This window comes from Bradyrhizobium sp. B025 (assembly GCF_042257955.1).
In the GTDB taxonomy this organism is placed as follows: Bacteria; Pseudomonadota; Alphaproteobacteria; order Rhizobiales; family Xanthobacteraceae; genus Bradyrhizobium; species Bradyrhizobium diazoefficiens.
This window is the reverse complement of record NZ_CP170150.1, coordinates 7,544,438-7,570,409: the sequence shown is the minus strand read 5'-3', so window position 1 is coordinate 7,570,409 and position 25,972 is coordinate 7,544,438. Positions and strand designations below refer to the sequence as shown.

Here is a 25,972-nt window from a genome sequence, read left to right as displayed (position 1 = left end):
CTCACCCTGCCGGCTGGTTCTTCACCTGCGCCTCCAGCCTGCGCTGGAGCCGCCAGTTTCGAAAGCCCCAGCTCCGCCAGGCCAGATCCTGACGTTGCTGTTCTACAAGGCGGTCGCGGCGCGACACAAGGCAGCTCTCGGGGCTGCCGGGCCGCAGCAAGATCGCCTTGTCTATGGCGGGCAGCGCCTGTGGCCCAAGCGTCAGGAGATAGTTGATGTCGATCTGCACGCCGTTGCCCGATGCTTCCCGACTGTGGGCAACATTATAGTCGGCAATGAACGCGTCGAAGTTCACCAGCGAGGCAGTATAGAGCACGATCGTTAACGCGATCAGATTGGCGCCGACAAGCCACCGGTTGGATTGGTCGAGCGCGATGCGGGCCACGATCAGGATCAGCCCGAGTGCCACCAGACCCATCCAGATGAAGGCCGCGATGCGCCAATAGGTCAGCATGTAGATGCCCACGTAAAGGTCGAGGCGGAGGATGGAGGAGGCGACGAGCAGCACGTTCTGGCCCACCCAGAGATAGACCAGCGGTCGGATCACCTTCGATTTCTCAGCCGGTTCACCCGGGCGCATCGCCACCAGTACGAAGGCAGCAGCGAGCAGGGCGGTCGCGATCAGCGGGTAGGCGCCGCGATGGGCGTAGGCCGCATAAGTCATGTTCGCGGGCAGCGCCACATGGCCCCAGAGATAGATGCCGTCGAGAATGGACTGTGCGGCGAACAGCAGGTTGAACAGGATCAGCGAGCGCAAGATCGCCGAGGGGCCCACGAACTCGGCCGGGACCAGGGGCGGGAGCGGCGGCGGCACCGGGCCATCGGCATCCGTCGTGGTAACAACCTTCCTCCGCCGCCAGCGCACATGGATGAACGGCCAGACCAGCGCCAGCATCGTCGTCCAGAACAGCACACGCGGGACGCTGACATATTCGAGGAGGATTTTTGGATTGAGCAGCGACACCCACTGCTCGATCACCGGATTGGCCGCCGCGAACAGCGCGACGAAGACGGTGCCGAGCGCCACCGGCAGCAGCCAGAGCGCGATGCCGCGGGTGAACGCCGACATGTTGAACACCTGGAGCGCGTCGAGGAAGAACCTGAAGGGACCGAGCAGGAAGAAATTGCGTAGCGCACGGGCACGCTCGGTGAACTCGGTCGTTTCCGGATTGGTCGCGACCAGGAGCGCAATGGCCAGCGCCGTGATGAGGATCAGGAAGGACAGCGTGTTGAGCTCCTCGACGGCCGGCACGAGGCCGGCGACGAGAATGGCCGCAGCGATCATGGCGCGCCGCAGATCCAGGGCCGCATGATTGAACAGCGCCGACACGCAAGCCATCGCGGTCGCAAACAGCGTGAGCGACAGTCCGATGCGCTCGCCATAGAACAGCCAGTCGGCGAGCGCAGCCAGCGCCAGCGCGCAGCCAAGCTTGGCTGGAATCGAGGAATGCCTGATCGGTTGGATGTCCGCTGCGATCGTCGAAGCCAGGCTCGTCATGTCCAAAAGACCTCTCGTGATGGGTAGCGTCACGAAGTCTGAACGGCGTCTGTGCAGAAGGCGGGATCATCGTCTGCACGGTTTCAGGAGTCCTTTGCAGTTTTCGTGCAGGTGCGCTTTTGCCTCTCGCGCAGCGCAAATCGCTTTGTTAGGTGCGAAGCATTCGCCACTTCTAGCGTGTGACGCATCATGCAATTCCTCCGCCGTATCGGTCTCATCCTGCTCTGGCTGGCCGCGCCTGTCGTCGCGTTCGCGGCCGCGAACAAGAACGATCCCTATCTGGTCCCGCTGCGCGGCGCCGGAAACATCGTGCTTGTCGTTGCAAGCATCGCGATCGTCATGCTTCTGCTTCGCAGAGGGCGGTGGCGCACCATGGCCGGCAAGCTTCTCGTCATGCTCTGGTGCCTGCCGCCGCTGCTGATGTCGGCAGCGCATCTGAAGTTCGAGTTGCGCAAGCACGATGTTCTTGCCGCCAGCGCCAATGAGGCGCGTCAGCTCGGGCCTCACTTCATGGTCGGCTATTCCTCCTTTCCCGAGGTCGCGCGCCTTGCCGAGCAGGGATTGATCGGCGGCGTCTACGTCACCCGGCACAACATCCGGGGCCGGACCATCGAGGCGCTGCGCGCCGAGATCGCGGCGCTCCAGGACAAGCGGCGCGCTGTGGGGCTGCCGCCGCTGGTCGTCGCCGCGGACCAGGAAGGCGGGATCGTCGGGCATCTCGCGCCGCCGTTGACAAAGGTGCCGACGCTCGCGACCCTCTCCTCGCTTGCCCCCGACGAGCAGCAGACCAAAGCCGAGGAGTTCGGCCGCATCCACGGCCGCGAGCTTGCCAGTCTCGGCGTCAATCTCAACCTTGCGCCGGTGCTCGACCTCAAGCCACCGCAGAGGCGCAACCGCCTCGATTTCCATACGCTGATCGGTCAGCGCGCGATTGCGACCGATCCCGTCGTGGTCAGCACGATCGCAAACGCCTATGTCCGCGGGCTGGAAGAATCCGGCGTGGGCGCAACGCTGAAGCATTTCCCCGGCATCGGGCGCGTGCGCACCGACACGCATCATTTCAGTGCCAGTCTCAACACGCCGGTGAGGGAGCTGGAGGCAACCGACTGGCTGCCGTTCCGCGAGGTGCTTTCGCATTCGCATAGCGCGCTTATGGTCGGCCACGTCACGCTCACCGCGGTCGATCCAGATCGCGCCGCGTCGCACTCGAAGCGGGTCGTCCAGGGCATCATCCGCGACAAATGGAATTACCAGGGCATGGTGATGACCGACGACCTCGTGATGGGCGCGATCTACCAGAACGACGTCTGCAAAGCAGTGGTCGAGGCGATCAATGCCGGCGTCGATATGCTGCTGGTCGCCTATGACGGCGCGCAGTTCTATCGTGTCTTCGCCTGCGCGCTGAACGGATCGCGGCAGGGCAAGCTCGACGCGGTGATGCTCCACGCGAGCGAGACGCGACTCGCGCGGAGCTTTCCGACCGGGCAGGCGCGAGACGCCTCAGGCCTCGTCCGCGTCGTCGATCGGCACTAGCCCTTCGCGAACTGACGGTAGTCCGGCTCGCGGTGAAACCAGAACTCGTAGCCGGTGACGGCCTTCTGCATGGCGACGTCGTGGATCGGCTGGTTGAGCGGGATCACGGGAACGTCGCGCATGCAGAGCGCGATGAAATCCTTTACGCACCTGTCGTATTCTGCCGCATCCGCGGTGAAGCGTGCCTTGTCGATCAGCGCGTCCATCTCCTTGTTCTGGTAGGAGGAGATGTTGAAGATCGAATTGTTGCCGTGAAAATTCCAGTAGAAGTAATATTCGGGATAATCCAGCCAGCCGCTGAAGCGGTTGAGCGCGAGCGGCAGCTCCTTCTTGTTCAGCGTCGTGCGCCAGTTCGCGCCGGGGATTTTCTCGATTCCTGCCTTGATGCCGATCTTGGCGAGGCTCTCCTGGATCAGGATCGCGGTCGGCTCGCCGACGGTCGCCGTACCGGTGTCGAGCGACAGCGTCGTTTCCAGTCCGGACTCGAACCCTGCCTCTTTCATCAGGGCCTTGGCCTTGTCGAGATCGGTGACATAGGGAAACGGCTGCGGCCAGACCGGCTTTGAGACGTCGGCCGCGCCGCCATACATCGGAACGGCGCGTCCGAAGAAGGCGCTGCTCTGGATCTGCTCGTAAGGCATCGCCCAGGCGACGGCCTGGCGCAGCTTGGCATTGTCGAACGGCGGCTTTGCCGTGTTCAGCGCGACGTACCAGAGCGCGTTCGGGATCGGCACCCCTGATACCTTGACCTTGCCCTCCTTGATGATCTGTTCGAAATCGCGCGGCGCAAAGCCGCTGGAGATATCCGCATCGCCCCGCTCCAGCATCGCGCGCCGCGTGCCTGCGGAGGGGACGTCGCGCGCGATCACGCGCTTGACCTTCGGCAGCGGTCCGCTCTTCCAGTCGTCAAAGCGCGCCAGCACGGTCTCGCTGCCGGGCTTCCAGCTCTCGATCCTGTAGGCGCCGCCGCCGGCCTCGTTGGTCTTCAGCCAGGCCAGCGCCCACGGATCCTCGGGCGTTGCGTTCTTCTTGGCGAGCTCGGAATTGATGATGAAGGGCACGACCACCGCGACGTTGAACAGCAGCATCTTGTCCTTGCGCACATAATCGATGCGGAAGGTGTGGTCGTCGACCACGACGAACTGCTCGGGCTTTTCCAGCGATCCCGCCGACATCTGGAAGGTCGGAAAGCCGCCGACCTTCACGGCGCGGTCGAACGACCATTTGACGTCCCTGGCCGTGACCGGCGCGCCGTCGTGGAATTTCGCATCCTTTCGCAAGCGAAAGGTGCAGGACATGCCGTCGGCCGCGACCTCCCAGCTCTCGGCGAGTTCAGGCGCGAGCTTCTCGCGATCATAGGACACGGTCCCATCGGGCAGCGTCCTGGAGGCGTAGGTCAGCAGGCGATCGTAGCAATTCCAGGACAGGCCGTTGACGGTCTGGTTGGAGCCGACGCCCTGCATGTCCAGCGAGTTCGGCCCCAGCTCCTGCACCACCAGCAGCGTCTCGCTACGCCCCTGCGCCCGGGCGAAGGAAGGCGCGACGGCCGTCATTCCGGCGATACCGAGGCCACCGAGCACGACGCTGCGACGGTTCATGTCGGAAGATGATGCGCTCATCGCGGCCTCCTTGAGAGAAAGTTGCGACATAAAGAGGCAAAGCGCGTGCCATCAACCGCGCTTCATGGCGTCGCATCCCGCGTGGATCGCGTTCAAGGCGTCACCGCTCCGCGTGCGACTGCGCGCGGGGCGGTCAGCTCTTTCCAGGTCGAATTCGCCACATGCACGGGCGAGAAGGCGGGGCGTTCGATGTAGCGGCCATCGCCTGCCTCGGCGCGCAGATCGCCATCCGTCCAGACGACGCGGCCGCGCGAGAGCGTCGCCGCCGGTCCGCCGGTGCAGGCAAAGCCTTCGAACACATTGTAATCGATCCGGCTCATCTGCCGCTTCGCGCTGATGCTCTTTGTCGCCTTGGGATCCCACACCACGACATCGGCATCCGAGCCGACCGCGACCGCGCCCTTGCGCGGATAGATGTTGAGGATGCGGGCGATGTTTGCCGAGGTCACCGCAACGAATTCCTCTTTCGTCAGCCGCCCCGTGGCGACGCCCGCGGTCCACAACAGCGCGAGGCGGTCTTCGAGGCCGCCGGTGCCGTTCGGGATCTTCCTGAAATCGCCGAGCCCGAACCGCTTCTGCTCCGTGGTGAAGGCGCAATGGTCGGTCGCGACCACCTGGAGCGAGCCGGCTTGCAGGCCGGCCCAAAGACTATCCTGGTGCGACTTGTCGCGGAACGGCGGCGACATCACGCGCTGCGCGGAATGATCCCAGTCCTTGTTCTGGTATTCGCCGGCATCGAGCAGCAGATGCTGAATCAGCGGCTCGCCATAGACGCGCTTTCCCGCCGCGCGCGCCCGCGCGATCGCCTCATGCGCCTCGCGGCAGCTCGTGTGCACGATGTAGACCGGCGTGCCCGTCATGTCCGCGATCATGATGGCGCGGTTGGTGGCTTCGCCCTCGACCTCCGGCGGCCGCGAATAAGCGTGGCCCTCGGGGCCGGTGACGCCGCGCGCGATCAGCGCCTCCTGCATCAGGGCGACGACGTCGCCGTTCTCCGCATGGACAACAGGCATGGCGCCGAGATGGGCACAGCGCGCGAACGAGTTGTAGAGCTCGTCGTCGTTCACCATCAGCGCGCCCTTGTAGGCCATGAAGTGCTTGAAGGTGTTGATGCCGTAGGTTTTGACGACGGTCTCCATCTCGTCAAAAATCTGCTTCGACCACGACGTCACCGCCATGTGGAAGCCGTAGTCGCTGGCGGCCTTCTCGGATTTGTGCCGCCACTCCTGATAGGCCGCGAGCATCGACTGGCCGGGATCGGGCAGGCAGAAATCCACCACCATGGTGGTGCCGCCGCTCAGTGCCGCCTTGGTTCCCGATTCGAAATCGTCGGCGGTGACGGTGCCCATGAACGGCATTTCGAGATGGGTATGCGGATCGATCCCGCCCGGAATGACGTAGGCGCCGCCGGCATCGATGACCTCGGTGCCTGTGGGCGCCTCGAGCGACGGGCCCACCGCCACGATGGTCTCGCCGTCGATCAGCACGTCCGCACGGCGCGAATGATCGTGATTGACGACGGTGCCGCCGCGGATGAGGAGGGGCATGAGAGACTCCGGATAGAGGTGAGGGGACGGCCCGAAGGCTAAGCGCACCACTCGCGATGCGACAGGCGAAATTTTAGTCAGCCGCCGCCGATCTTTTTACTCCGCCCGCGCGACCAGCCCGTCGATCATCGCGCGCACGAGGTTTGCGATCTCCTTGCGCAGCGCCGGCAGGGGAACGGCGACCAGTTTCTGCTCCAGTCCCAGCGCCACCATGCCATGCACGGCCGAGAACAGGCTGCGCGCGGTGATGCCGAGCTCTTCCTGACTGCGCTTGGGAAGCAGCAGCGCCAGCGGATGATAGATGTGGCGGAACAGCTGCAGCTGATCGTCGACGGACCAGTCGGGGAGGATCTTGTCGGCGGCCATGCGGTGCTCGAACAGCGCGCGCCAGAGCTCGAGGTTCTCGGCGGCGAAATCGCAATAGGCAATGGCGATGCGGACCAGCGTCTCATGTGGCGAAGGATCACCCGCGCTTTCCGCTGCGCTGAGCGCCTCATCGAGGCGATGCAGCGTGCGCGAGCCGACCCGCAGGACGAGCTCGTCCACGTCGGCGACGAGATTGTAGACCGCACCATTGGCGCAGCCGATCTCGCGGGCCAAATCGCGGGTTTTCAGACCCGCCAACCCCCGCTCAGCGATCATCCGCTCGGCCGCCTGGATCAGGTCGGTTCGAAGTTTCGCTCGACGTTCCAAGGCCTTAGTCATCTGGAGTCAAATTCTTGAGCGTCGCTCAAATATTTATTGAACGATGTTCAATATTCCTGCTACAAAGCATTTGTGAGCAACGCTCATAAACAGGGAGCTGCAGATGTTCAAGACCGTCGTGACACTTTTCCGCGGCAGCGTGGCCGCCGCAGGCGAGGAGCTGGAGGACCGTACGGCCCTGCTGATCCTCGATCAGCAGATGCGCGATGCCGCTGCCGCGGTGGAGCGCAGCAAACGGACGCTGGCGCTGGCGATCGCGCAGGACCAGCAGGAAGGTCGCAAGCTCGAGGCGACATGCGCTCGCATCGCCGATCTCGAGACCCGCGCGGTGGCGGCGCTCGATGGCGGCCGCGAGGATCTCGCCAAGGAGGCCGCCGAAGCCATCGCGGGTCTCGAAGCCGACCGCGATGCGGCGATGACGGCACGCGCGCTGTTCGCAACCGAGATCGCGCGGCTGAAGCGCCACGTCGCGACTGCGCAGGCCCGCATCACCGAGCTCGATCGCGGCCGTCGCCTCGCCCGTGCCTCGGAAGCGGTGCGCTCGCTTCGCCGCAGCGGCATCGAGGCCGCACGTCCTTACGAATCCACGCTGCCGGAAGCGGAGAGCACCTTGAGGCGCCTGCGCGAGCGCCAGACCGAGGCCCAGGCCGCCGATGACACGCTGTTTGAGCTCGATGCGGCCACCGGTCCGCTCGCGACCGCCGAACGACTCGCCGAGCAGGGCTTCGGCCCCCGGCTCAAGACGACCGCGGACGATGTGCTGGCGCGGCTGAAGTCCAGGCGCACGCCAACGGCCTGAATCCCATCATCATTCGAACCAACAGGAGACCATCATGAACCAGAACGGCCAGCCCCATAGCAGCGCCTGGGTGAGCTTCACCTATGCGTCCTTCGCAGCCTCCGCCTTCCTCGTCGCCATCGGCGTCTTCTTCCTGCCGATTGATCTCTGGATGAAGGGCTACCTCACCATGGGCATCGTCATGCTGATCCAGACCTGCATCACGCTGACCAAGACCGTGCGCGACAATCACGAGAGCAGCCGGCTGGTGAACCGCATCGAGGATGCCAAGGCCGAGCGTCTGCTGATGGAGGTCTCCAAGGCGGCTTGAGGAGAGAAGTGCGCAGCGGTTTGCAATCTGACGCGGTGGGTGCCAGAGCATCCACCGCGCGGCTGATCCACATATCGCGCCTGCGAAATGCAACCGAGCCATGACGGATCGCGCGGGCGCGCCCTTGCGTGGCGGCGCCGGCCGGCGCACTCTGCCCGGGCGGCGCGAAGAACGCCGCCAATAAAGACTGCGCGAGGAAACTCCGAGGAACCCCCAATGGCGGCGACGCGGATCGACTGCGACATCCACCCGGCCGTTGGTGGCACGCGCACGACGCTGCTTCCCTATCTCAGCGATCACTGGAAAGAGCAGGTGGTGAGCCGCGCCATCGATGGGCTCGATCTCACCTCTTATCCGCCGGGCATGCCCCTTTCGGGCCGCGCCGACTGGCGGCCGGCCAACGGCGCCAAGCCCGGCTCCGATCTCGCCATGGTGCAGAAGGGCGCGTTCGACCAATTGGGTGCGAGCCACGCCATCCTCAACGTGCTCTACGGCGCGCAGGCCGTCTTCGACGCCTACATGGCGGCCGACTTCTGCAAGGCCATCAACGACTGGATCGCCGCCGAATGGCTTGCGCGCGATTCCCGCCTGCGCGCCTCCATCGTGGTGCCGATGCAGGCGCCGGATCTCGCGATCGAGGAGATCGAGCGCCGCGCCGGCGACAATCGCTTCGTCTCCATCCTGGTGCTGGCGCAGGGCGAGACGCTACTGGGACGGCGACATTTCTGGCCCGTCTATCAGCTCGCAGAAAAGTACAAGCTGCCGCTCGCGATCCACGCCGGCACGCAATATCGCCAGGCGCCGAGCTCGGCCGGCTGGCCGTCGCATCGTTATGAATATTACTTCGTCGAGGCCCAGGCGTTTCAGGCGCAGATCCTCAGCCTGATCTATGAGGGGGTGTTCGGCAAATACCCAAACTTGAAGGTCGTGCTGATGGAGTCGGGCGTCAGCTGGCTGCCGGCCTTCATGTGGCGGGCCAACAAGACCTGGCGCGGCGTGCGCGTCGAGGTTCCCTGGGTCGAGCGCGAGCCGGCATCGATCATCCGCGACAATATTCGCGTCACCATGCAGCCGTTCGATGCACCTAGCGACGCGAAAAGCGTCGAGGAGATCATCGACCAGATCGGCTCCGACAAAATGTTCCTGTTCGCGTCCGACTACCCGCATTGGCAGTTCGACGGCGACGATCCGATCCCGCCGAATCTACCGAAGAGCATCATCGCGAAGATGTGCGTCGACAACCCGCTGGAGACGTTTCCGCGATTGTCGCTCGCCAACTGATTTTGGAGGTTCGCATGAGTGAGGTCATCGACCGTCCGTTGCGCGACGACGAGAAGCCCGCCGCATCGCGGCTGCGCATCGTCGATTGCGACGTCCATCCGAGCCTGCGCTCGACGGACGATCTCAACGAGTTCCTGCCCAAACGCTGGCAGCAGCACTTGAAGGAATACGGCAGCCATCTGCGCACGCCGTATCTGTTCACCACGCCCTATCCGCGGTCCTCGCCGCTGATCGCGCGGCGCGATGCATGGCCGCCGACCGGGGGGCCGCCCGGTTCCGATCTTGATTTCATGCGCAAGCAGCATCTCGATCCGCTCGACGTCGAGTTCGGCATTCTCCAGGTGCTCGATCTCTTCATCTTCTCGCAGCAGAACCTGGAGTTCGGCGCCGCGATCCAGCGCGCCATCAATGACTGGCAGCTGGCGTTCTGGTCGCATCGGGATCCGCGCCTGAAGGCGTCGATCCTGGTCGGGCAGGACGGCAACGAGCTAGCCATTGCTGAGATCGAGCGCTGCGCCAAGGTCGGGGAATACATCCAGATCAACGTCTCGCCGCGCGCCAACGAGCCGCTCGGCCGCCGCCGCTACTGGCCGATCTACGAGCGTGCCGAGGCGCTCGACCTGCCACTCGGCATCCATGTCGGCGGCTATGGCGGCCACGCCCCGACCGGCGGCGGCTGGCCGTCCTATTACGTCGAGGAGCACCAGTCGAACGCGCACACCATTGCCGCGCAGCTTGCGAGCCTCGTCATCGAGGGCGTGCCGGAGCGCTTTCCCAAGCTGAAGATCGTCTTCATCGAGGGCGGCTTTGGCTGGATCCCGTCAGCGGTGTGGCGCATGGACCAGCATTTCGAGCGGTTCCGCAGCGAGGTGCCACACCTCAAGCGCAGGCCCTCGGAATACGTCCGCGAGCACTTCTGGTTCACGACCCAGCCGATCGACGAGCCGGACGAGGCCCGGCACCTGCGCGCGCTGATCGAATGGGTCGGCATCGACCGTCTGCTGTTCTCGTCGGACTATCCGCATTGGGACTTCGACGATCCGCGCTTCGCCTTCAAGACGCCGCTGACCGAGGCTGAGCGGAAGAAGATCTTCAGCACCAATGCCCGCGCGGTCTACAAGTTCTGAAACCAGCATGGCCCGTCACATTGTCGCCCGCACCTCCGAGATCCCGCCTGGCGGCAACAAGGTCGTCGACGTCGCGGGCCGCGACATCGTCGTGTTCCACGTCAACGGCGAGTTCTTTGCGCTTCTGAACCGCTGCCCGCATGAGGGCGCGCCGCTCGACAAGGCCGCCTGCGTGGCGCGGCTGACCTCGCCCGAGCCGGGCATCTATCAGCGCTCTCGCGTCGGCGAGATGCTGCGCTGTCCCTGGCACGGCTGGGAGTTCGACATGCGCAGCGGCCAGTCCTGGTTCGATCCGAAACGCGTCAGGATCAGGTCATATCCGGTCGCGGTGGAGCGGGGCGACGAATTGCAGAAGGGCCCGTATGTTGCCGAAACGTTTCCGGTGCATGTCGAGGACAGCTATGTGATTGTCGAGGTCTGAAGTCATACACCGTCATTCCGGGGCATTTGCACAGCGAATGAACCCGGAATCTCGAGATTCCCCGGTGCGCAAGTGCGCACCTGAGGTCTGGTCCTGCGGACCATCCCGGAATGACATGTTGATAACGCCGCGATCACCATCACGGATTGTGATTCCGACGCAGGTGCGATAAGCCTCGCCCGCATTCATGGCGGAGATGAGCTTTGTCCAAACAATCCCTGCGAGAGGAGGCCGAGCGCCTGATCCGCGAATCGATGGAAAAGAAGACCATCGTCGTCAAGCAGGGCGATACCCGGATCGAGGCGGTCTGCGGCAAGTGCGGCGCCCCGAACCGGGTGCAGGCGCCAAAGGGCCAGAGCCGCGTCAAGTTCGCCTGCAAGAATTGCGGGCATCAGCAAGAGACGCTGTAGGCTTCTTAACCTTTCCCCGCCCTTCCGCGGGGAGAGGTCGGATCGCCCTCGGCGATGCGAAGCATCGTCCGACGCGATCCGGGTGAGGGGCATGGCACTGAGTCGCAGCGACAAAAGTCTCTCCGACTCCACGGCCACCCCTTGCGAAATCCCTTCAATAGTTCAGACCGCAGTTTGCGTAAGCAGCCCCTCGCCCCACCCTCTCCCCGTAAGAACGGGGAGAGGGAGCGAGAGAGCGCGCCTAGCCCCCCTTCACGAACTTCGCGAACGCGTCCGCATAGTCCGGGTGCCAGCGCGACAGCGGGGGCCGGTTCTCGACGATATCGCCGGCGGCCCAGAGCATGCGCCTTTCGTCGAGGGCGCGGGGCACGTCGTTGTCCGGGCACAGGATGTAGAAATCGCCGGCCTCGAGCCGCGCGATCATGAATTCGACGGTCTGCTCGGGCGTCCAGGCTCCCGCCGGCTTCTCGGTGCGGCCCTTCGCGGTCAGCCCCGTGAAGACGAAGCCGGGAACGAGCAGATGCGCCGTGATGTGACAGCCTTCCGTGTTGCGCAGCTCATGCTGGAGCGCTTCCGTAAAAGCCTTCACGCCGGCCTTCGAGACATTGTAGGCGGGATCGCCGGGCGGCGTGGTGATGCCCTGCTTCGAGCCGGTGTTGATGATCAGGCCGGCCTTGCCGCGCGCGATCATGTTGGGCGCGAAGATGCGCGAGCCGTTGATGATGCCCCACATGTTGACGGCGATGATGCGCTGCCAGTTATCGGGCTCGCCGAACAGCGTGCTGCCGGGCTGGATGCCCGCATTGTTAATGAGGATATCGGTACCGCCGAAATGCGCGCCGACGGCGTGTTCCAGTTCCTTCACGCTCTCGGCGCGGCTGACATCGACGACGAATGTCATCACATGTGTGGCGGCGGTGACGGATGACAGTCTTGTTGCGGCCTCCTGCAGTCGCGCCTGGTCGACGTCGGCGATGCACACCTTCATTCCCGCGCGCGCGAAGGCGATGGCGGCGGCGAGGCCGATGCCGGATGCGCCCCCGGTGATCACGGCGACATTGCCCTTGGCTATGACAGGATGCGACATGGCTCATTCTCCGGGGAGCGGCGTCAAGTTCGGTCGAGCTATAACATGGCGTTCGCGCGACCCTGCACAAGTCGGCATGGGAGGTCTTCGTTCCACGCCGCCTTTACGCCTTTCCGGCACCGCTGTATCCTTTCTCGCCCAACGATCCCGCCGAGATCGAACCCAATCAATCACCTGACAGGGAGTGCAGCCATGGCTGTGTCGCAGGCTATTCCGATCACGCGCCACCCGTTCGCCAATGGGTCCTACAAGCAGATGCTGATCGACGGGAAATGGGTCGATGCCGCCTCCGGCAAGCGCTTCGAGACCCACAATCCCGCGACCGGCGAACTGCTCGCAACCGTTGCCGAGGGTGACAAGGAAGACATCGACCGCGCCGTTGCCGCCGCCCGCCGCGCCTTCGAAGGACCCTGGAGCAAGGTCAAGCCGTTCGAGCGGCAGAACCTGCTGCTGAAGCTTGCCGATCTCGTCGAGAAGAATTTCGACGAATTGTCGCAGCTCGACACGCTCGATATGGGCGCGCCGCTCAGCCGCACCCGTGCCTATCGCCTCCGCGCCGTCGGCATGCTGCGCTATTACGCCGGTCAGACCACCGCGATCCATGGCGAGACCATCGAGAACTCGCTGCCGGGCGAAATCTTCTCCTACACGCTGAAGGAGCCGATCGGCGTCGTCGGCGCCATCATCCCCTGGAACGGCCCGCTCACCGCGACGATCTGGAAGATCGGCCCCGCGATCGCCACCGGCTGCACCGTGGTGCTCAAGCCCGCCGAAGAGGCGCCGCTGACCTCGTTGCGCATCGCCGAGTTGGCGATGGAGGCAGGCATTCCGCCCGGCGTCGTCAACGTCGTGCCCGGCTATGGCGAGACAGCGGGCGCTGCGCTCGCCGCGCACCCTGACGTCGACAAGGTCGCCTTCACCGGCTCGCACGTCACGGGACAGTCGATCATCCGCGCCTCGGCCGGCAACCTCAAGCGCGTCTCGCTCGAGCTTGGCGGCAAGTCGCCGGACATCGTGTTCGCGGACGCCGATCTCGATGCCGCCGTGCCCGGCGCCGCGATGGCGGTGTTTGCCAACTCCGGCCAGATCTGTAGCGCCGGTACGCGCCTGTTCGTCGAGCAGTCGATCTACGAGGAGTTCGTCGGCCGCGTCGCCGAGTTCGGCAAGAAGCTGCAAGTCGGCAATGGTCTCGATCCCAACGTGCAGATCGGCCCGCTGGTCTCCGAGCAGCAGCTCGAGCGCGTCACCGGCTATCTCGACATCGGCCAGAAGGAAGGCGCGCGGGCGCTCGCCGGCGGCGGCCGCGTCACCGAAGGCGCGCTGTCGAAGGGTTTCTTCGTCTCGCCGACCGTGTTCGCGGGCGTCCAGGACAATATGCGCATCGCGCAGGAGGAGATTTTTGGCCCCGTCATCTCCGCCATCGCGTTCAAGGACATGGACGAACTGGTCAAGCGCGCCAACAACACCACGTTCGGCCTCGGCTCGGGCCTGTGGACGCGCGACGTCAGCAAGGCACACGCGGTTGCGAAGAGCCTGCGTGCCGGCTCGGTGTGGGTGAACTGCTACCAGGCGATGGATCCGGCTGTGCCCTTCGGCGGCTACAAGATGAGCGGTTACGGCCGCGAGTCCGGCAAGCAGCACGTCGAGGAGTATCTCAACGTGAAGGCCGTCTGGATCAAGACGGCGTAGCGTGGTTCCCGCGTTCGCGGCGCCACTTTGCCTCTCCCCGCTTGCGGGGAGAGGCCGGAATGCGCGCGTAGCGCGGATTCCGGGTGAGGGGGAGTTTCCGCGAGTCCAGCTCTCACCATTTTCGTGGAGGCGGCCCCTCACCCCAACCCTCTCCCCGTAAGAACGGGGAGAGGGAGACCGGGCAGCATCTTTTCAGGCCGTCTCTTCCTCTTATATGATCCGCATCCTTCCATAGCCACTTTGGGGCCAGCATGAAATTTCCGGCGTTGTTCAATCCGTTGCAGGTCGGTCCGTACAAGCTGGCGCATCGCGTCGCGATGGCGCCGCTGACGCGCATGCGCGCCGAGCGCGACAGCTTTTCGCCGCGGCCGCTCAATGCCGAATATTACGGCCAGCGCGCGACGCCGGGCGGCTTGCTCATCGCCGAAGCCTCGCCGGTGCTCTCGCACGGCCGCGGCAATCCGGCGACGCCCGGCATCTATTCGGAGGCGCAGATCGCCGGCTGGCGCAAGGTGACGGATGCCGTGCATGCCAAGGGCGGCATCATCTTCCTCCAGCTCTGGCATGTCGGCCGCGTCTCGCATTCCTCCTTCCATGGCGGTGAGCTACCGGTCTCGGCCTCGGCGATTGCGATCAAGGCCGAAGGCATGAAGGCGATGACGGCCGAAGGCAAGATCGCCGACTACGAGACGCCGCGCGCGCTGGAGACGGACGAGGTCAAGGGCATCGTCGAGGCGTTCCGGCAGGGCGCGAAGAACGCGCTCGCCGCCGGCTTCGACGGCGTCGAGATCCACGGCGCCAACGGCTATCTGCTCGAGCAGTTCCTCCAATCGCGCAGCAACCAGCGCACCGATCAATATGGCGGCGGAATCGAGAATCGCGCGCGGCTTCTGCTCGATGTCACGCAGGCCGCGATCGACGTCTGGGGTGCAAACCGCGTCGCCGTGCGGCTGTCGCCGCACGGTATCGCCAACGATTCCGGCGAGCCCGATCCGATGCCGCTCTTCACCCATGTCGTGAAGGCGCTCGACAAGCTCGGTCTTGCCTATCTTCACTTCATCGAGCCGCGCTCCAGCGGCGCCGGGCGCGCCGACGTCCACTGGGAGAATGTACCGTCGGCGATGGTGCTGTTCCGCCCGCTCTACAGCGGCGTGCTGATGACGGCCGGCGGGTTTACCGGCGAGACCGCGAATGCGGCGATCGCCGACGGCCATGCCGACATCATCGCCTTCGGCCGTATCTTCATCTCCAACCCCGATTTGCCGCGGCGCCTTCGGCACGATTATCCGATCACGCCCTACAATCGGGCCACGTTCTACGGCGGCGAGGAGAAGGGGTATACGGATTATCCGGCGTATGACGAGCTGACACCGGCGTAGTCTCCCTCAGTCATTCCGGGGCAACGCTCGGGACCGCGCGAAGCGCGGCCCGGGAGCGTCGAGCCCGGAATCCATCCCGCCTCTGAGTACGCAGCCCGATGGATTCCGGGCTCGCGACTTCGTCGCGCCCCGGAATGACGATCGTGTATTGTCGCCTCTGCAACGACGACGGAGAGAGACGATGGCCAAAGCCGCAGCCGCCGCAGGAACCGCCACCGGTCAATGCCTCTGCGGCAAGGTCACCTTCGAGATCGACGTTCCCGCGCGCTGGGCCTGGCACGATCATTCCGCCAGTAGTCGCCGCGCCCATGGCGCGGCTTACGCGACCTATGTCGGGAGCTGGAAGAAGCGCTTTCGCATCACCTCCGGCAAGACCGCGCTCACGCGCTACGAGGACAAGGCCACCAAAACCGCGCGCAGCTTCTGCTCGCATTGCGGCACGCCGATCGCCTACGAGCGGCCGCGCGGGCCCCACATGGTCAACATCCCCCGCGCGCTGTTTAGGGAGCGCACCGGCCGCCAGCCGCTCTATCACATCGCGATCGAAGAGCTCCAGGAATGGGCCTATACCGGCGAGCCGCTGGTGCCGTTGAAGGGCTTTCCCGGTGTGGTCTGGCAGCGCTCGAAAAAGAAGAAGCGCGCTAGCGGCGAAGACCCTTTCGAGCTCGGCCGCGAGGAGGTGCTTTAGCCTTGGCGGCGACCTCAGTCTTCGCCGAAACAGCCTTCCGTGGCGCCGCTTTGCGTCCCGCGGTATTCGCCGCCACGAAGTCGAGCCCGCGCTTGACCCATTTTTTCAGCTCGGCATCGCTCTGATAGCCGTCCGGCGCGACGCGGACAAAGCCGGTCATGATGCGCCCGCGCATTTCCATCGGGCTCGTATGCGGCTCCTGCAGCATGCGTGCATGCACTTCCGGGCCGACGCGGATCAGCATGCCGCCGCGCCCGCTTACGGTGCAGCACATGGTGTTGTTCACCATGAAGCAGAGGCCGCCCATCATCTTCTTTTCCGCGACGTTTCGCTGACCCGCCAGTAATTTGCGCACCCGCGCCGCGGTGTTCTCGTCATAGGCCATCGCGTCTCCCCGTACAGGTTTACGCCCGAGCATGTTTCCAGCTTGCGCGCGCCGACGCAAGTCTGCCATGACGGCGCTTCCTTGCGTGCCTCGGCCAACTTCGGCCATCATGCCTCCGTCCTTGCGGCAACGCCCGCTTCTGGAGGAAACATGAAGAACAAGATCACCGGTCGCTCCGCTTTTCTCGCGCTGCTCAAGGACGAGGGCATCACCCATCTGTTCGGCAACCCCGGTACCACCGAGCTGCCGATCATGCATGCGCTGAAGGACCACCCTGATCTCACCTATGTGATGGCAATGCAGGAGAGCCTGGTGGTGGCGATCGCGGACGGCTACAGCCGCGCCTCCGGCAAGCTCGTCGCCTGCAACGTCCATGTCGCGCCCGGCCTCGGCAACGCCATGGGCTCGCTCTACAACGCCCAGTTCACGGGCACGCCGATGATTTTGACCGCGGGCCAGCAGGAGCAGGGCCACGGCCTGATGGAGCCGGTGCTGTACGGCCCGCTGGTGCGCATGGCCGAACCGCTGGTGAAATGGGCGGTCGAGGTGACGCGGCTGGAGGATCTGCCGCGCATCGTGCGCCGCGCTGCCAAGGTCGCGATGACGCCGCCGACCGGGCCGGTGTTCATCTCGCTGCCCGGTGACATCCTCAACAGCGAGGCCGGCATCGATCTTGGCCGCTCCACCCGCATCGACACGCGCACCAAACCGTCGGACGAGGCGCTGAAGGCCTTTGCCGCGCGGCTGCTCAAGGCCGAACGTCCTGTCATCGTCACCATGGACGAGGTGGTCAAGAGCGACGCGCTGAAGGAGGCGGCCGAGCTCGCCGAGCTGCTCGGCGCTGCCGCCTATCAGTCCTCGACGCCCTATGGCTCGCACTTCCTCTCGGAGAGCCCGAGCTTCGTCGGCACGTTGGCGCGGGTGCAGAAGGTCGCGCGCGACACGCTCGCGCCCTACGACCTCCTGATCGCGCTCGGCGGCGATCCGCTGCGGATGTCGGTCTATAGCGAAGTCGACCCGCTGCCGGATGGATTGCCAATTCTCCAGGTCGGCCTCGTCGACTGGGAGATCGCCAAGAATTTTGGCGCGGAGATTGCGCTGAAGGCGGACGTCAAGGAAACGCTGCGCGCGCTGATCCCCGTGCTGAAGGAGATGGGTGGCGCGGCACTGGCGCAACGCGCCAGGCAGCGTCTCGCCGAGCTTGCGCCGAAGAACTGGAGCGCGCGCCGCGCCGCGCTGGTGGAGCAGATCGGCAAGAGTGCGGGCCGCAACCCCATCGATCCGGACTATCTGGTGCTGCAAATGACAGAGGCCATGCCCGGCAACGCCATCCTCGTCGACGAAGGCCTCACCTCCAGCCGCCAGATCACGAACCTGCATCCGCACCGCGATCGCTTCGGCTATCACGGCCTTGCATCCGGCGGCATCGGCTGGGGCCTGCCGGCCTCGGTCGGCGTCAGCATCGCCAATCCGGATCGTCCCGTGGTGTGCTTCTCCGGCGACGGCAGCGCGATGTATTCGATCCAGTCGCTCTGGACGGCGGCACATCACAAGCTGCCGCTCAACGTCCTCATCGCCAACAATGGCGGCTATCGCATCATCAAGCAGCGCCTGCTCGCCTTCCATGGCGACGACAATTATGTCGGCATGGATTTTGTCGATCCGCCGGTCGATTTCGCCGGGATCGCGAAGGCATTGGGGTGCGAGGCGATCAAGATCAGCGACCCAAGCGAGCTGAAGGCGACGCTGTCGTCGGCGTTTGGCCGGCCGGGGACGAAGCTGATCGAGGTGATGGTGGACGGGAAGGTGTAGGGCAGTGACGGTGTGGAGGCAGCGTGCACAATGCCTCCACATCGTCGTCCTGGCGAAAGCCAGGACCCATACCGCGTGATCTATCGTGTGCGGGTGGTACTAATCCCGAACGACCAGTCTTCGCCAAACTCCCTGTTGGGGTAATGGGTCCTGGCTTTCGCCAGGACGACATTGGGGGTGGCGCCTACCCCGTCTTCGCCACCCGATACCCCGCCGCCGGATGCGGCGTGTCGAGCCTTGCGCGCCCCGCACCGAACAGCTTCTCCCGCAACGTGCCTTTCGCATACTCCGGCTTGTACCGTCCGCGCCGCGTCAGCTCCGGCACCAGCATGTCGGCGATGTCCTCGAAATCACCGGGCGAGATCGCGAACGCCACGTTGAGGCCGTCGACGTCCGTCTTCTCGAACCAATCCTCGATCTTGTCTGCGACGCTCTCCGGCGTGCCCACCACGACCGGACCGGCACCGCCGATGCCGACATGCTCGATGACGTCGCGCACGGTCCAGACGCGGTCGGGATCACCGCGGGTGACGTTGTCGAGCGCGCTGCGGCCGGCATCGTTCTGGACGTGCCGGACCTGCTGGTCGAGCTCGTAGCCGGAGAAGTCGATGCCGGTCCATCCCGACATCAGGGCCAGGGCGCCTTCCGGGCTGATATGCGAGCGGTAGTCGGCATATTTCGCCGCAGCTTCAGCTTCCGTGTTGCCGAGGATGATCGTCATCATGTTGAACATGAGGATCTCCGCCGGATTGCGGCCGAGCGCGGCAGCCTCCTGGCGGATCGCGGAGACGCGCGGCGCGATGATCTTGGCCGACGGTCCCGACATGAACACACATTCGGCGTGCTTCGCCGCGAACTGCCGCCCGCGCGGCGAGGTGCCGGCCTGGTACAGCACGGGCGTGCGCTGCGGCGACGGCTCGCTGAGATGGATGGTGTTGTTGATGCGGTAGTTCGCGCCCTCGTGATTGACGCGATGAACCTTTGCGGGATCGGTGAAGATGCCGCGCGCCCGGTCGCGCAGCACGGCATCGTCCTCCCAGCTTCCTTCCCAGAGCTTGTAGACGACCTCCATATATTCGTCGGCGATGTCGTAGCGGTCGTCATGTCCGGTCTGCTTGTTCTTGCCGGCGCCGCGGGCGGCGCTGTCGAGATAGCCGGTGACGACGTTCCAGCCGATCCGGCCCTCGGTGAGATGGTCGAGTGTCGACATCCGCCGCGCGAACGGGTAGGGCGGTTCGAAGGACAAATTGCTGGTGACGCCGAAACCGAGATTTTGCGTCACCGCCGCCATCGCCGAGAGCAGGAGCAACGGCTCGTTCGACGGCGTCTGTGCTGCATTGCGCAAGGCTGCGTCAGGGCTGTTGCCATAGACGTCGTAGACGCCAAGCACGTCGGCCAGGAACAATCCGTCGAAACGGCCACGCTCCAGCGTCCTGGCGAGATCGAGCCAGTAAGGCAGGCGATTATATTCGGCGGTGCGGTCGCGCGGATGGGTCCACAGGCCCGGCGACTGGTGGGCGACGCAATTCATCGCAAAGGCGTTGAGCCTGATCTGCTTGGCCATATTGGTCCCCCGGCGCTCTGTACCGAGCGCTCTTCGAATGATAGACGTGCGCCCCAACTTGGCGAAGTTCTTGCATATAACTTGCACTTGGCAAGGCCAAAATCAGCAGCACTGCTGCCCTTGGCAAGCCAATCTCAAGCGAGCAAGAACGAAATCCCAAGAGAACTACAAGAGAACTACAAGAACAATCCAAGTCCCCGCCACTATCGAAGGCCGTCCTGTCTCGGGTAGGGTCCTTCCTCGAAGTCCGAAAAGAAAATCATGACCAGAGCCGCCGCCATCGCCCGTGCCCGTGAGGATTTCAATTCGGGCGCGTTCCTCGCCGAACTCGACCGCCGCGTCGCCTTCAAGACCGAGAGCCAGAATCCGTCGCGCGGCCCCGAGCTGCGCGCCTATCTGGAACAGGAGATGCAGCCGGCGTTCGCGGAGCTCGATTTTCAAAGCCGCATGGTCGAATCTCCCAGCGGCAAGGCGCCGTTCCTGTTCGCCGAGCATCACGAGAGCGCATCCGCCCCGACCGTGCTGATTTACGGCCATGGCGACGTCGTCGACGGCATGGAAGGCGAGTGGCGCGATGGCCGCGATCCCTGGCGCACGACGGTTGCGGGCACGCGCCTCTACGGCCGCGGCACCGCCGACAACAAGGGCCAGCACAGCATCAACATGGCGGCGCTCCGCGCGGTGCGCGAGGCCCGCGGCGGCAAGCTCGGCTTCAACGCCAAATTCATCGTCGAGATGGGCGAGGAGATCGGCTCGCCCGATCTCGGCAAGGTCTGCGACCTCAATCGCGATGCGCTCAAGGCCGATCTGTTCATGGCCTCCGACGGACCGCGGCTGTCGGCAGATCGCCCGACACTCTTCCTCGGCTGCCGTGGCGGCATCCGCATCCATCTCGACGTCAATTTGCGCGATGGCGGCCATCATTCCGGCAATTGGGGCGGCGTGCTCGCCAACCCCGCGACCATTCTGGTCAACGCGATCTCGACGCTGGTCGACGGCCATGGCCGTCTCCAGCTCGATGCCCTGAAGCCGCCGCGGCTCACCAACCAGATCCGCAGCTATCTTGCGGACGTGGACGTGGTGCCGACCGCGGACGAGCCGGCGCTGGCGGAGAACTGGGGCGAGGAAGGCCTGTCGGCGGCCGAACGCCTCTATGCCTGGAACACGTTGGAAGTGCTGGCGATGTCGTCCGGCAATATCGAGAAGCCGGCCAACGCCATTCCCGGCCATGCCAATGCCGTGCTGCAACTGCGTTTTGTCGTCGGCACCAAGGTCGACGGCCTGATCGAGGCCGTCCGCGCGCATCTGGTGCAAAAGGGTTTCCCGATGGTCGAGGTGCGGGCCGCACAGAGCTTTGCCGCCTCGCGTACCGATTTCGACAGCCCCTGGATCAAATGGGCGGCGGATTCGGTGCGGGAAACTACCGGCAAGGCGCCGGCGGTGCTGCCGAACTTCGGCGGCTCGCTGCCGAACGACGTGTTTTCCGAGATCCTGGGCCTGCCGACGATCTGGGTCCCGCACTCCTATCCCGGCTGCTCCCAGCATGCGCCCAATGAGCACATCCTGCTGCCGTTGACCGAAGAGGCCTTGACGGTGATGGCCGGCCTGTTCTGGGATCTCGGCGAATTGCCCAAACCACTTACCTGAGCCGTTAACCTGAGCGGCGATCCAGTCGAAAGTCACATTCTAATCCGGCCTGATTTGTGCTTGCATCCGGCCGCATCATCCTGAAAGGGGACCAAAAAAGTGAAGCATTTCCGTCACATCGGGCTCGCGCTCGCCGCGACCTTCGTCGTCAGCCAGGCCGGGGCCCAGGAGCTGACCGGCACGCTGAAGAACATCAAGGACACCGGTGCCATCACGCTGGGCTTCCGCGACTCCTCCATCCCGTTCTCCTATCTGGACGACAACCAGAAGCCGATCGGGTTCGCGATGGACATCTGCTACAAGATCGTCGACGCCGTGAAGAAGGAACTCAAGCTCGACAAGCTCGAGGTCAAGCTCAATCCGGTGACCTCGGCGACCCGCATCCCGCTGATGGCCAACGGCACCATCGACCTCGAATGCGGCTCGACCACCAACAATGCCGACCGCCAGAAGCAGGTCGCCTTCACCAACACCCACTTCCTGACCGCCAGCCGCTACGTGTTCAAGAAGTCGAGCGGCCTGAAGTCGATCGATGATCTCAAGGGCAAGACCGTGGTCTCGACTGCCGGCACCACCAACATCAAGCAGCTCACCGAGGCCAATGTTGCGAAAGGCCTCGGCGCCAACATCATCCCGGCCAAGGATCACGCCGAATCCTTCCTGATGGTCGAGACCGATCGCGCGGTCGCCTTCGTGATGGACGATATCCTGCTCGCGAGCCTCGTTGCCGGCTCGAAGTCGCCCGACGACTACGTCATCTCCAAGGACGCCTTCTCCAAGCCCGAGCCCTACGGCATCATGCTGCGCAAGGACGACGCGCCGTTCAAGAAGGTGGTCGATGCGGCGACCGCTGCGCTCTACACCTCGGGCGAAGGCCAGAAGATCTACGAGAAGTGGTTCACGGCCAAGATCCCGCCGAAGGGGCTCAACCTCAACACTCCGATCTCGGCCGAGCTGAAGAACGAGTTCGCCAAGCCGACGGACTCGCCGAACCCGGACGACTACAAGTAAGCTGAGTTGTTCGCCTCTCCCCGCTTGCGGGGAGAGGAAGCAAATTCCGGCCATTCTGGAGGGAGTGGCCGGACATTTGCATAGACGTTACGACATCTGTGATTGGCGCGTTCGCGCGAGGGACACGTGAACTACCACTGGAACTGGGGAATTTTCTTCGAGCCGAACCCGATGGGGACCGGCACCTATCTCGACATGCTGTTGTCGGGCCTGGTGCTGACCCTGAAGACGGCGGTGCTCGCCTGGATCATCGCGCTGGTGTTTGGCTCGCTCGTCGGCGTCATGCGCACGCTGCCGTCCAAGGCGGCCTACCGGTTCGGCTTCTGCTGGGTCGAGTTCTTCCGCAACATGCCGCTGCTGGTGCAGCTCTTCCTGTGGTTCTTCGTGCTGCCGGAGCTGCTGCCGAAATCCGCCGGCCTGTGGCTGAAGCAACTGCCGAATGCGCCGTTCTGGACGGCCGCGATCGGCATCGGCTTCTTCATGTCGGCGCGCGTCGCGGTGCAATTGCAGGCGGGCATCGGTTCGTTGCCGCGCGGGCAGAAGATGGCGGCGACCGCGCTCGGGCTCACCACCGTGCAGGGCTATCGCTACGTGCTGCTGCCGATGGCGTTCCGCATCATCCTGCCGCCGCTGACTTCCGAGTTCCTCAACACCATCAAGAACACGGCGGTGGCCATCACCATCGGCCTGATCGAGCTGACCGGACAGGCGCGCTCGATGCAGGAATTCTCGTTCCAGGTGTTCGAGGCCTTCACCGCCGCGACCATCCTTTATCTCCTCGTCAACGCCGTCGTCGTGACCGCGATGCGCTTCCTCGAGCGCTATGTCGCGATCCCCGGCTACATCACGGGGAAATAGCGCAATGTTCGGTAATCTCGATTTCGACGTCATCCGCCGCGCGCTGCCCTACCTGTTCTACGAGGGCATGACGTTCACGGTGACCCTGACGGCGCTGGCGGGCCTCGGCGGCCTGATCTTCGGCACCGCGATCGCGTTGATGCGACTGTCGGGCTTCAAGGTGCTCGGCCGCATCGCCGGCGTCTATGTCGACTTCATGCGCTCGCTGCCGTTGGTGCTGGTCATCTTCTGGTTCTACTTCCTGGTGCCCTATATCGGGCAGTGGGTGACCGGCGCGTCGCGGCCGATCAGCGTCGGCGCGTTCGCCTCCTCGCTCATCACCTTCATCATGTTCGAGGCGGCGTACTTCTCCGAGATCATGCGCGCCGGCATCCAGTCGATCTCGCGCGGCCAGCCCGCCGCCGCCAACGCGCTCGGCCTGACCTACGCCCAGACCATGCGCTACGTCGTGCTGCCGCAGGCGTTCCGCAACATGCTGCCGGTGCTGCTGACGCAGACCATCGTGCTGTTCCAGGACACCTCGCTGGTCTACGTGCTCTCGATCCCGGACTTTCTGGGCGCGGCGAGCAAGGTCGCGCAGCGCGACGGCCGCCTGGTCGAGATGTACCTGTTCGCCGCCGTCGTCTACTTCACCATTTCCTGTGTCGCGTCCTTCGGCGTGCGTCGCCTCCAGGCGCGCATCGCCATCATTCGATAGAGCGTGTCGGTCATGATCGAAATCAGCCACGTCAACAAATGGTACACCCCGACCTTCCAGGTGCTGACCGACTGCACCACCAGCGTCACCAAGGGCGAGGTCGTCGTGGTCTGCGGTCCCTCGGGTTCGGGCAAGTCGACGCTGATCAAATGCGTCAACGCGCTCGAGCCGTTCCAGGAGGGCGACATCAGCGTCGACGGCACCAAGGTCAACGATCCCAGGACCGACCTGCCGAAGCTTCGCTCGCGCGTCGGCATGGTGTTCCAGCACTTCGAGCTGTTCCCGCATCTCAAGATCATCGAGAACCTCTGCCTTGCCCAGCAGAAGGTGCTGGGACGGCCGTACGACAAGGCGGTGGCGAAAGGCATGCAGCTCCTGGAGCGGGTCGGCCTGAAGGAGCAGGCGCAGAAATTCCCGGCGCAGCTCTCCGGCGGCCAGCAGCAGCGCGTTGCGATTGCGCGCGCGCTCGCGATGGATCCGATCGTCATGCTGTTCGACGAGCCGACCTCGGCGCTCGATCCTGAAATGGTCAGCGAGGTGCTCGACGTCATGGTCGATCTCGCCCGCGAAGGCATGACCATGATGGTCGTCACCCACGAGATGGGCTTTGCCCGCAAGGTCGCCAACCGCGTGATCTTCATGGATCGCGGCGAGATCGTCGAGGACGCGGCGAAGGAGGATTTCTTCGGCAAGCCGCGCAGCGACCGCGCGCAGAAGTTCCTGTCGAAGATTCTGTCGCATTAGCTCCATTGTCATTCCGGGATGGCCCGAAGGGCCAGGCCCGGAATCCATCGGGCGTCAGTCTCCGAGGTGAGATGGATTCCGGGCTCATTCGCTTTGCGAATGCCCCGGAATGACGATCGAGGGTTTATCAGGCTCGCTAAATCTCCTATACCCGTGGCCAAATCCCCTTTTCCCGCCAGGAGACCTGCCTTGGACTCGATCGCCTACGTCAACGGCTCATTCGTCCCGCTCTCGGACGCCAAAATCTCGGTTCTCGACCGCGGCTTCCTGTTCGCCGACGGCATCTACGAGGTCTCGGCCGTGCTGGACGGCAAGCTGGTCGACAACGCCTCGCACCTGGCGCGGCTGGAGCGTTCTGTCGGCGAGATCAGCTTGAGGCTGCCGGAGACGGTCGAGCGCATCACCGTGCTGCAGAAGGAGCTGATCGCGCGCAACAAGCTCGAGAGCGGCCTCGTCTATCTCCAGGTCACGCGCGGCGCCGACAAGGGCCGCGACTTCCCGTTCCCCAAGGCTGATGTCAGGTCGAGCCTGGTGATGTTCACCTCGGAAAAGGACATCATCAATGCCGCCTCGGCCAAGACCGGCATCAACGTGATCACCGTGCTCGACATCCGCTGGGAGCGACGTGACATCAAGAGCGTGGCGCTGCTGGCGCAGGTGCTGGCGAAGCAGGCCGCGGCGGAAGCCGGCGCAGGCGAAGCCTGGATGCTGCAGGATGGATACGTCACCGAGGGCGGTTCATCGTCGGCGTTCATCCTGACCAAGGATGATGTCATCGTCACGCGCAAGAACTCCAACGCGATCCTGCCGGGCTGCACGCGCAAGGCCGTGATCGCGCTCGCGGAAGAACGTCAGCTCCGCGTCGAGGAGCGGTCCTTCACGGTCGCCGAGGCGCTCGCCGCCAAGGAAGCCTTCATCACCTCGGCTTCGTCGTTCGTGCAGCCGGTGGTCGCGATTGATGGCAAGACAATCGGCGACGGCAAGCCCGGCCCGATGGCGACGCGTCTGCGCGAGATCTACGTGGAATTCGCCAGGGCGACGGCGGTTTAGGGCGTACTCTCGGCTATTGTAGGGTGGGCAAAGGCGCGCTAGCGCCGTGCCCACCGACTCTCAGCGATTGGGATAGGGAGTGGTGGGCACGCTCCGCTTTGCCCACCCTAC

24 protein-coding genes are annotated in these 25,972 nt (G+C 64.5%); 17 read left to right on the top strand and 7 right to left on the bottom strand.

The features are described 5' to 3' along the window. Window position 1: 1 nt before the first annotated feature. A complete protein-coding gene (locus ACE10W_RS35795) occupies window positions 2–1,498 on the bottom strand; it encodes a DUF4153 domain-containing protein (protein ID WP_304548620.1) in 1,497 nt (498 codons plus the stop codon). 189 nt (window positions 1,499–1,687) lie between these two features. Between ACE10W_RS35795 and ACE10W_RS35790 the strand changes: the two genes are divergently transcribed. After that, window positions 1,688–3,031 carry a glycoside hydrolase family 3 N-terminal domain-containing protein gene (locus tag ACE10W_RS35790; RefSeq protein WP_304548619.1) on the top strand — a complete coding sequence of 448 codons (1,344 nt, stop codon included), beginning with the start codon at window positions 1,688–1,690 and terminating at the stop codon, window positions 3,029–3,031. On the opposite strand, the gene ACE10W_RS35785 is transcribed toward ACE10W_RS35790, so the two are convergent. From ACE10W_RS35785 to ACE10W_RS35775, 3 genes are all read right to left on the bottom strand, one after another. Further along, window positions 3,028–4,650, bottom strand: coding sequence for an ABC transporter substrate-binding protein (locus ACE10W_RS35785; protein WP_304548617.1), 1,623 nt, complete (start codon window positions 4,648–4,650; stop codon window positions 3,028–3,030). The two genes, ACE10W_RS35790 and ACE10W_RS35785, sit on opposite strands and share 4 nt — an antisense overlap. Before the next feature lie 92 nt (window positions 4,651–4,742). Next, window positions 4,743–6,197, bottom strand: coding sequence for a dihydropyrimidinase (gene hydA, locus ACE10W_RS35780; protein ID WP_271552539.1), 1,455 nt, complete (start codon window positions 6,195–6,197; stop codon window positions 4,743–4,745). Window positions 6,198–6,293: 96 nt separating this feature from the next. Then, window positions 6,294–6,902 carry a TetR/AcrR family transcriptional regulator gene (locus ACE10W_RS35775; RefSeq protein WP_082755516.1) on the bottom strand — a complete coding sequence of 203 codons (609 nt, stop codon included), beginning with the start codon at window positions 6,900–6,902 and terminating at the stop codon, window positions 6,294–6,296. A 103-nt stretch (window positions 6,903–7,005) separates the two neighbouring features. Between ACE10W_RS35775 and ACE10W_RS35770 the strand changes: the two genes are divergently transcribed. The 6 genes from ACE10W_RS35770 to ACE10W_RS35745 all read left to right on the top strand — a co-directional run bounded on the left by ACE10W_RS35770 (window position 7,006) and on the right by ACE10W_RS35745 (window position 11,250). After that, window positions 7,006–7,701 (top strand): PspA/IM30 family protein, encoded by a 696-nt coding sequence (locus ACE10W_RS35770; RefSeq protein WP_304548614.1) that lies wholly within the window; start codon window positions 7,006–7,008, stop codon window positions 7,699–7,701. A 34-nt stretch (window positions 7,702–7,735) separates the two neighbouring features. Next, window positions 7,736–8,011, top strand: a complete 276-nt coding sequence (locus ACE10W_RS35765) for a YiaA/YiaB family inner membrane protein (protein ID WP_008543988.1) — start codon at window positions 7,736–7,738, stop codon at window positions 8,009–8,011. Window positions 8,012–8,227: 216 nt separating this feature from the next. Then, a complete protein-coding gene (locus tag ACE10W_RS35760) occupies window positions 8,228–9,292 on the top strand; it encodes an amidohydrolase family protein (protein ID WP_304548612.1) in 1,065 nt (354 codons plus the stop codon). Window positions 9,293–9,306: 14 nt separating this feature from the next. Continuing rightward, complete coding sequence (locus ACE10W_RS35755; protein ID WP_304548611.1) at window positions 9,307–10,419, top strand: amidohydrolase family protein; 1,113 nt, start codon at window positions 9,307–9,309, stop codon at window positions 10,417–10,419. A 7-nt stretch (window positions 10,420–10,426) separates the two neighbouring features. Beyond that, window positions 10,427–10,840 (top strand): Rieske (2Fe-2S) protein, encoded by a 414-nt coding sequence (locus ACE10W_RS35750; protein ID WP_038967347.1) that lies wholly within the window; start codon window positions 10,427–10,429, stop codon window positions 10,838–10,840. 203 nt (window positions 10,841–11,043) lie between these two features. Further along, on the top strand, window positions 11,044–11,250 hold the full coding sequence (locus ACE10W_RS35745; protein ID WP_027547442.1) for a hypothetical protein: 207 nt from the start codon (window positions 11,044–11,046) through the stop codon (window positions 11,248–11,250). A 241-nt stretch (window positions 11,251–11,491) separates the two neighbouring features. Here the strand turns inward: ACE10W_RS35745 and ACE10W_RS35740 are convergent, their stop codons facing one another. Next, window positions 11,492–12,337 carry an SDR family oxidoreductase gene (locus tag ACE10W_RS35740; RefSeq protein ID WP_304548608.1) on the bottom strand — a complete coding sequence of 282 codons (846 nt, stop codon included), beginning with the start codon at window positions 12,335–12,337 and terminating at the stop codon, window positions 11,492–11,494. A gap of 192 nt (window positions 12,338–12,529) precedes the next feature. Here ACE10W_RS35740 and ACE10W_RS35735 point away from each other — a divergent pair, with 192 nt between their 5' ends. From ACE10W_RS35735 to ACE10W_RS35725, 3 genes are all read left to right on the top strand, one after another. Beyond that, entirely contained in the window at window positions 12,530–14,026 is a 1,497-nt protein-coding gene (locus tag ACE10W_RS35735) for an aldehyde dehydrogenase family protein (RefSeq protein ID WP_161536786.1), read from the top strand. 251 nt (window positions 14,027–14,277) lie between these two features. Continuing rightward, window positions 14,278–15,405, top strand: coding sequence for an alkene reductase (locus ACE10W_RS35730; protein ID WP_304548607.1), 1,128 nt, complete (start codon window positions 14,278–14,280; stop codon window positions 15,403–15,405). 181 nt (window positions 15,406–15,586) lie between these two features. Beyond that, the gene (locus tag ACE10W_RS35725) at window positions 15,587–16,093 is read left to right on the top strand and encodes a GFA family protein (RefSeq protein ID WP_028173900.1); all 507 of its coding nucleotides are present in this window, start codon (window positions 15,587–15,589) and stop codon (window positions 16,091–16,093) included. On the opposite strand, the gene ACE10W_RS35720 is transcribed toward ACE10W_RS35725, so the two are convergent. Next, window positions 16,047–16,478, bottom strand: a complete 432-nt coding sequence (locus ACE10W_RS35720) for a TfoX/Sxy family protein (protein WP_304548606.1) — start codon at window positions 16,476–16,478, stop codon at window positions 16,047–16,049. The genes ACE10W_RS35725 and ACE10W_RS35720 overlap by 47 nt on opposite strands. A 150-nt stretch (window positions 16,479–16,628) precedes the next feature. On the opposite strand from ACE10W_RS35720, the gene ACE10W_RS35715 reads away from it, so the two are divergent. Next, window positions 16,629–18,290: a thiamine pyrophosphate-binding protein gene (locus ACE10W_RS35715; RefSeq protein ID WP_304548605.1), complete on the top strand. Its 1,662-nt coding sequence runs from the start codon at window positions 16,629–16,631 to the stop codon at window positions 18,288–18,290. Window positions 18,291–18,474: 184 nt separating this feature from the next. On the opposite strand, the gene ACE10W_RS35710 is transcribed toward ACE10W_RS35715, so the two are convergent. Next, the gene (locus tag ACE10W_RS35710) at window positions 18,475–19,854 is read right to left on the bottom strand and encodes an LLM class flavin-dependent oxidoreductase (protein WP_304548604.1); all 1,380 of its coding nucleotides are present in this window, start codon (window positions 19,852–19,854) and stop codon (window positions 18,475–18,477) included. A 261-nt stretch (window positions 19,855–20,115) separates the two neighbouring features. On the opposite strand from ACE10W_RS35710, the gene ACE10W_RS35705 reads away from it, so the two are divergent. The 6 genes from ACE10W_RS35705 (at window position 20,116) to ACE10W_RS35680 (ending at window position 25,861) form a co-directional block, all read left to right on the top strand. Next, entirely contained in the window at window positions 20,116–21,501 is a 1,386-nt protein-coding gene (locus tag ACE10W_RS35705) for a M20 family metallopeptidase (protein ID WP_011090328.1), read from the top strand. A 99-nt stretch (window positions 21,502–21,600) separates the two neighbouring features. Continuing rightward, on the top strand, window positions 21,601–22,512 hold the full coding sequence (locus ACE10W_RS35700) for an amino acid ABC transporter substrate-binding protein (protein ID WP_011090327.1): 912 nt from the start codon (window positions 21,601–21,603) through the stop codon (window positions 22,510–22,512). 126 nt (window positions 22,513–22,638) lie between these two features. Then, window positions 22,639–23,370 (top strand): amino acid ABC transporter permease, encoded by a 732-nt coding sequence (locus ACE10W_RS35695; protein WP_011090326.1) that lies wholly within the window; start codon window positions 22,639–22,641, stop codon window positions 23,368–23,370. Window positions 23,371–23,374: 4 nt separating this feature from the next. Continuing rightward, window positions 23,375–24,067 (top strand): amino acid ABC transporter permease, encoded by a 693-nt coding sequence (locus ACE10W_RS35690; RefSeq protein WP_011090325.1) that lies wholly within the window; start codon window positions 23,375–23,377, stop codon window positions 24,065–24,067. A gap of 12 nt (window positions 24,068–24,079) precedes the next feature. Further along, window positions 24,080–24,811 (top strand): amino acid ABC transporter ATP-binding protein, encoded by a 732-nt coding sequence (locus tag ACE10W_RS35685; protein ID WP_011090324.1) that lies wholly within the window; start codon window positions 24,080–24,082, stop codon window positions 24,809–24,811. 189 nt (window positions 24,812–25,000) lie between these two features. Next, entirely contained in the window at window positions 25,001–25,861 is an 861-nt protein-coding gene (locus tag ACE10W_RS35680; protein ID WP_304548602.1) for a D-amino-acid transaminase, read from the top strand. The last annotated feature ends 111 nt before the right edge of the window (window positions 25,862–25,972 follow it).

What these genes read in the sequence shown, in the direction of transcription:
- ACE10W_RS35795 (WP_304548620.1), bottom strand. Translation starts at nt 1,498, where the DNA reads ATGACGAGCCTGGCTTCGACGATCGCAGCGGACATCCAACCGATCAGG.
- ACE10W_RS35790 (WP_304548619.1), top strand. Translation starts at nt 1,688, where the DNA reads ATGCAATTCCTCCGCCGTATCGGTCTCATCCTGCTCTGGCTGGCCGCG.
- ACE10W_RS35785 (WP_304548617.1), bottom strand. Translation starts at nt 4,650, where the DNA reads ATGAGCGCATCATCTTCCGACATGAACCGTCGCAGCGTCGTGCTCGGT.
- hydA (WP_271552539.1), bottom strand. Translation starts at nt 6,197, where the DNA reads ATGCCCCTCCTCATCCGCGGCGGCACCGTCGTCAATCACGATCATTCG.
- ACE10W_RS35775 (WP_082755516.1), bottom strand. Translation starts at nt 6,902, where the DNA reads ATGACTAAGGCCTTGGAACGTCGAGCGAAACTTCGAACCGACCTGATC.
- ACE10W_RS35770 (WP_304548614.1), top strand. Translation starts at nt 7,006, where the DNA reads ATGTTCAAGACCGTCGTGACACTTTTCCGCGGCAGCGTGGCCGCCGCA.
- ACE10W_RS35765 (WP_008543988.1), top strand. Translation starts at nt 7,736, where the DNA reads ATGAACCAGAACGGCCAGCCCCATAGCAGCGCCTGGGTGAGCTTCACC.
- ACE10W_RS35760 (WP_304548612.1), top strand. Translation starts at nt 8,228, where the DNA reads ATGGCGGCGACGCGGATCGACTGCGACATCCACCCGGCCGTTGGTGGC.
- ACE10W_RS35755 (WP_304548611.1), top strand. Translation starts at nt 9,307, where the DNA reads ATGAGTGAGGTCATCGACCGTCCGTTGCGCGACGACGAGAAGCCCGCC.
- ACE10W_RS35750 (WP_038967347.1), top strand. Translation starts at nt 10,427, where the DNA reads ATGGCCCGTCACATTGTCGCCCGCACCTCCGAGATCCCGCCTGGCGGC.
- ACE10W_RS35740 (WP_304548608.1), bottom strand. Translation starts at nt 12,337, where the DNA reads ATGTCGCATCCTGTCATAGCCAAGGGCAATGTCGCCGTGATCACCGGG.
- ACE10W_RS35735 (WP_161536786.1), top strand. Translation starts at nt 12,530, where the DNA reads ATGGCTGTGTCGCAGGCTATTCCGATCACGCGCCACCCGTTCGCCAAT.
- ACE10W_RS35730 (WP_304548607.1), top strand. Translation starts at nt 14,278, where the DNA reads ATGAAATTTCCGGCGTTGTTCAATCCGTTGCAGGTCGGTCCGTACAAG.
- ACE10W_RS35725 (WP_028173900.1), top strand. Translation starts at nt 15,587, where the DNA reads ATGGCCAAAGCCGCAGCCGCCGCAGGAACCGCCACCGGTCAATGCCTC.
- ACE10W_RS35720 (WP_304548606.1), bottom strand. Translation starts at nt 16,478, where the DNA reads ATGGCCTATGACGAGAACACCGCGGCGCGGGTGCGCAAATTACTGGCG.
- ACE10W_RS35715 (WP_304548605.1), top strand. Translation starts at nt 16,629, where the DNA reads ATGAAGAACAAGATCACCGGTCGCTCCGCTTTTCTCGCGCTGCTCAAG.
- ACE10W_RS35710 (WP_304548604.1), bottom strand. Translation starts at nt 19,854, where the DNA reads ATGGCCAAGCAGATCAGGCTCAACGCCTTTGCGATGAATTGCGTCGCC.
- ACE10W_RS35705 (WP_011090328.1), top strand. Translation starts at nt 20,116, where the DNA reads ATGACCAGAGCCGCCGCCATCGCCCGTGCCCGTGAGGATTTCAATTCG.
- ACE10W_RS35690 (WP_011090325.1), top strand. Translation starts at nt 23,375, where the DNA reads ATGTTCGGTAATCTCGATTTCGACGTCATCCGCCGCGCGCTGCCCTAC.
- ACE10W_RS35685 (WP_011090324.1), top strand. Translation starts at nt 24,080, where the DNA reads ATGATCGAAATCAGCCACGTCAACAAATGGTACACCCCGACCTTCCAG.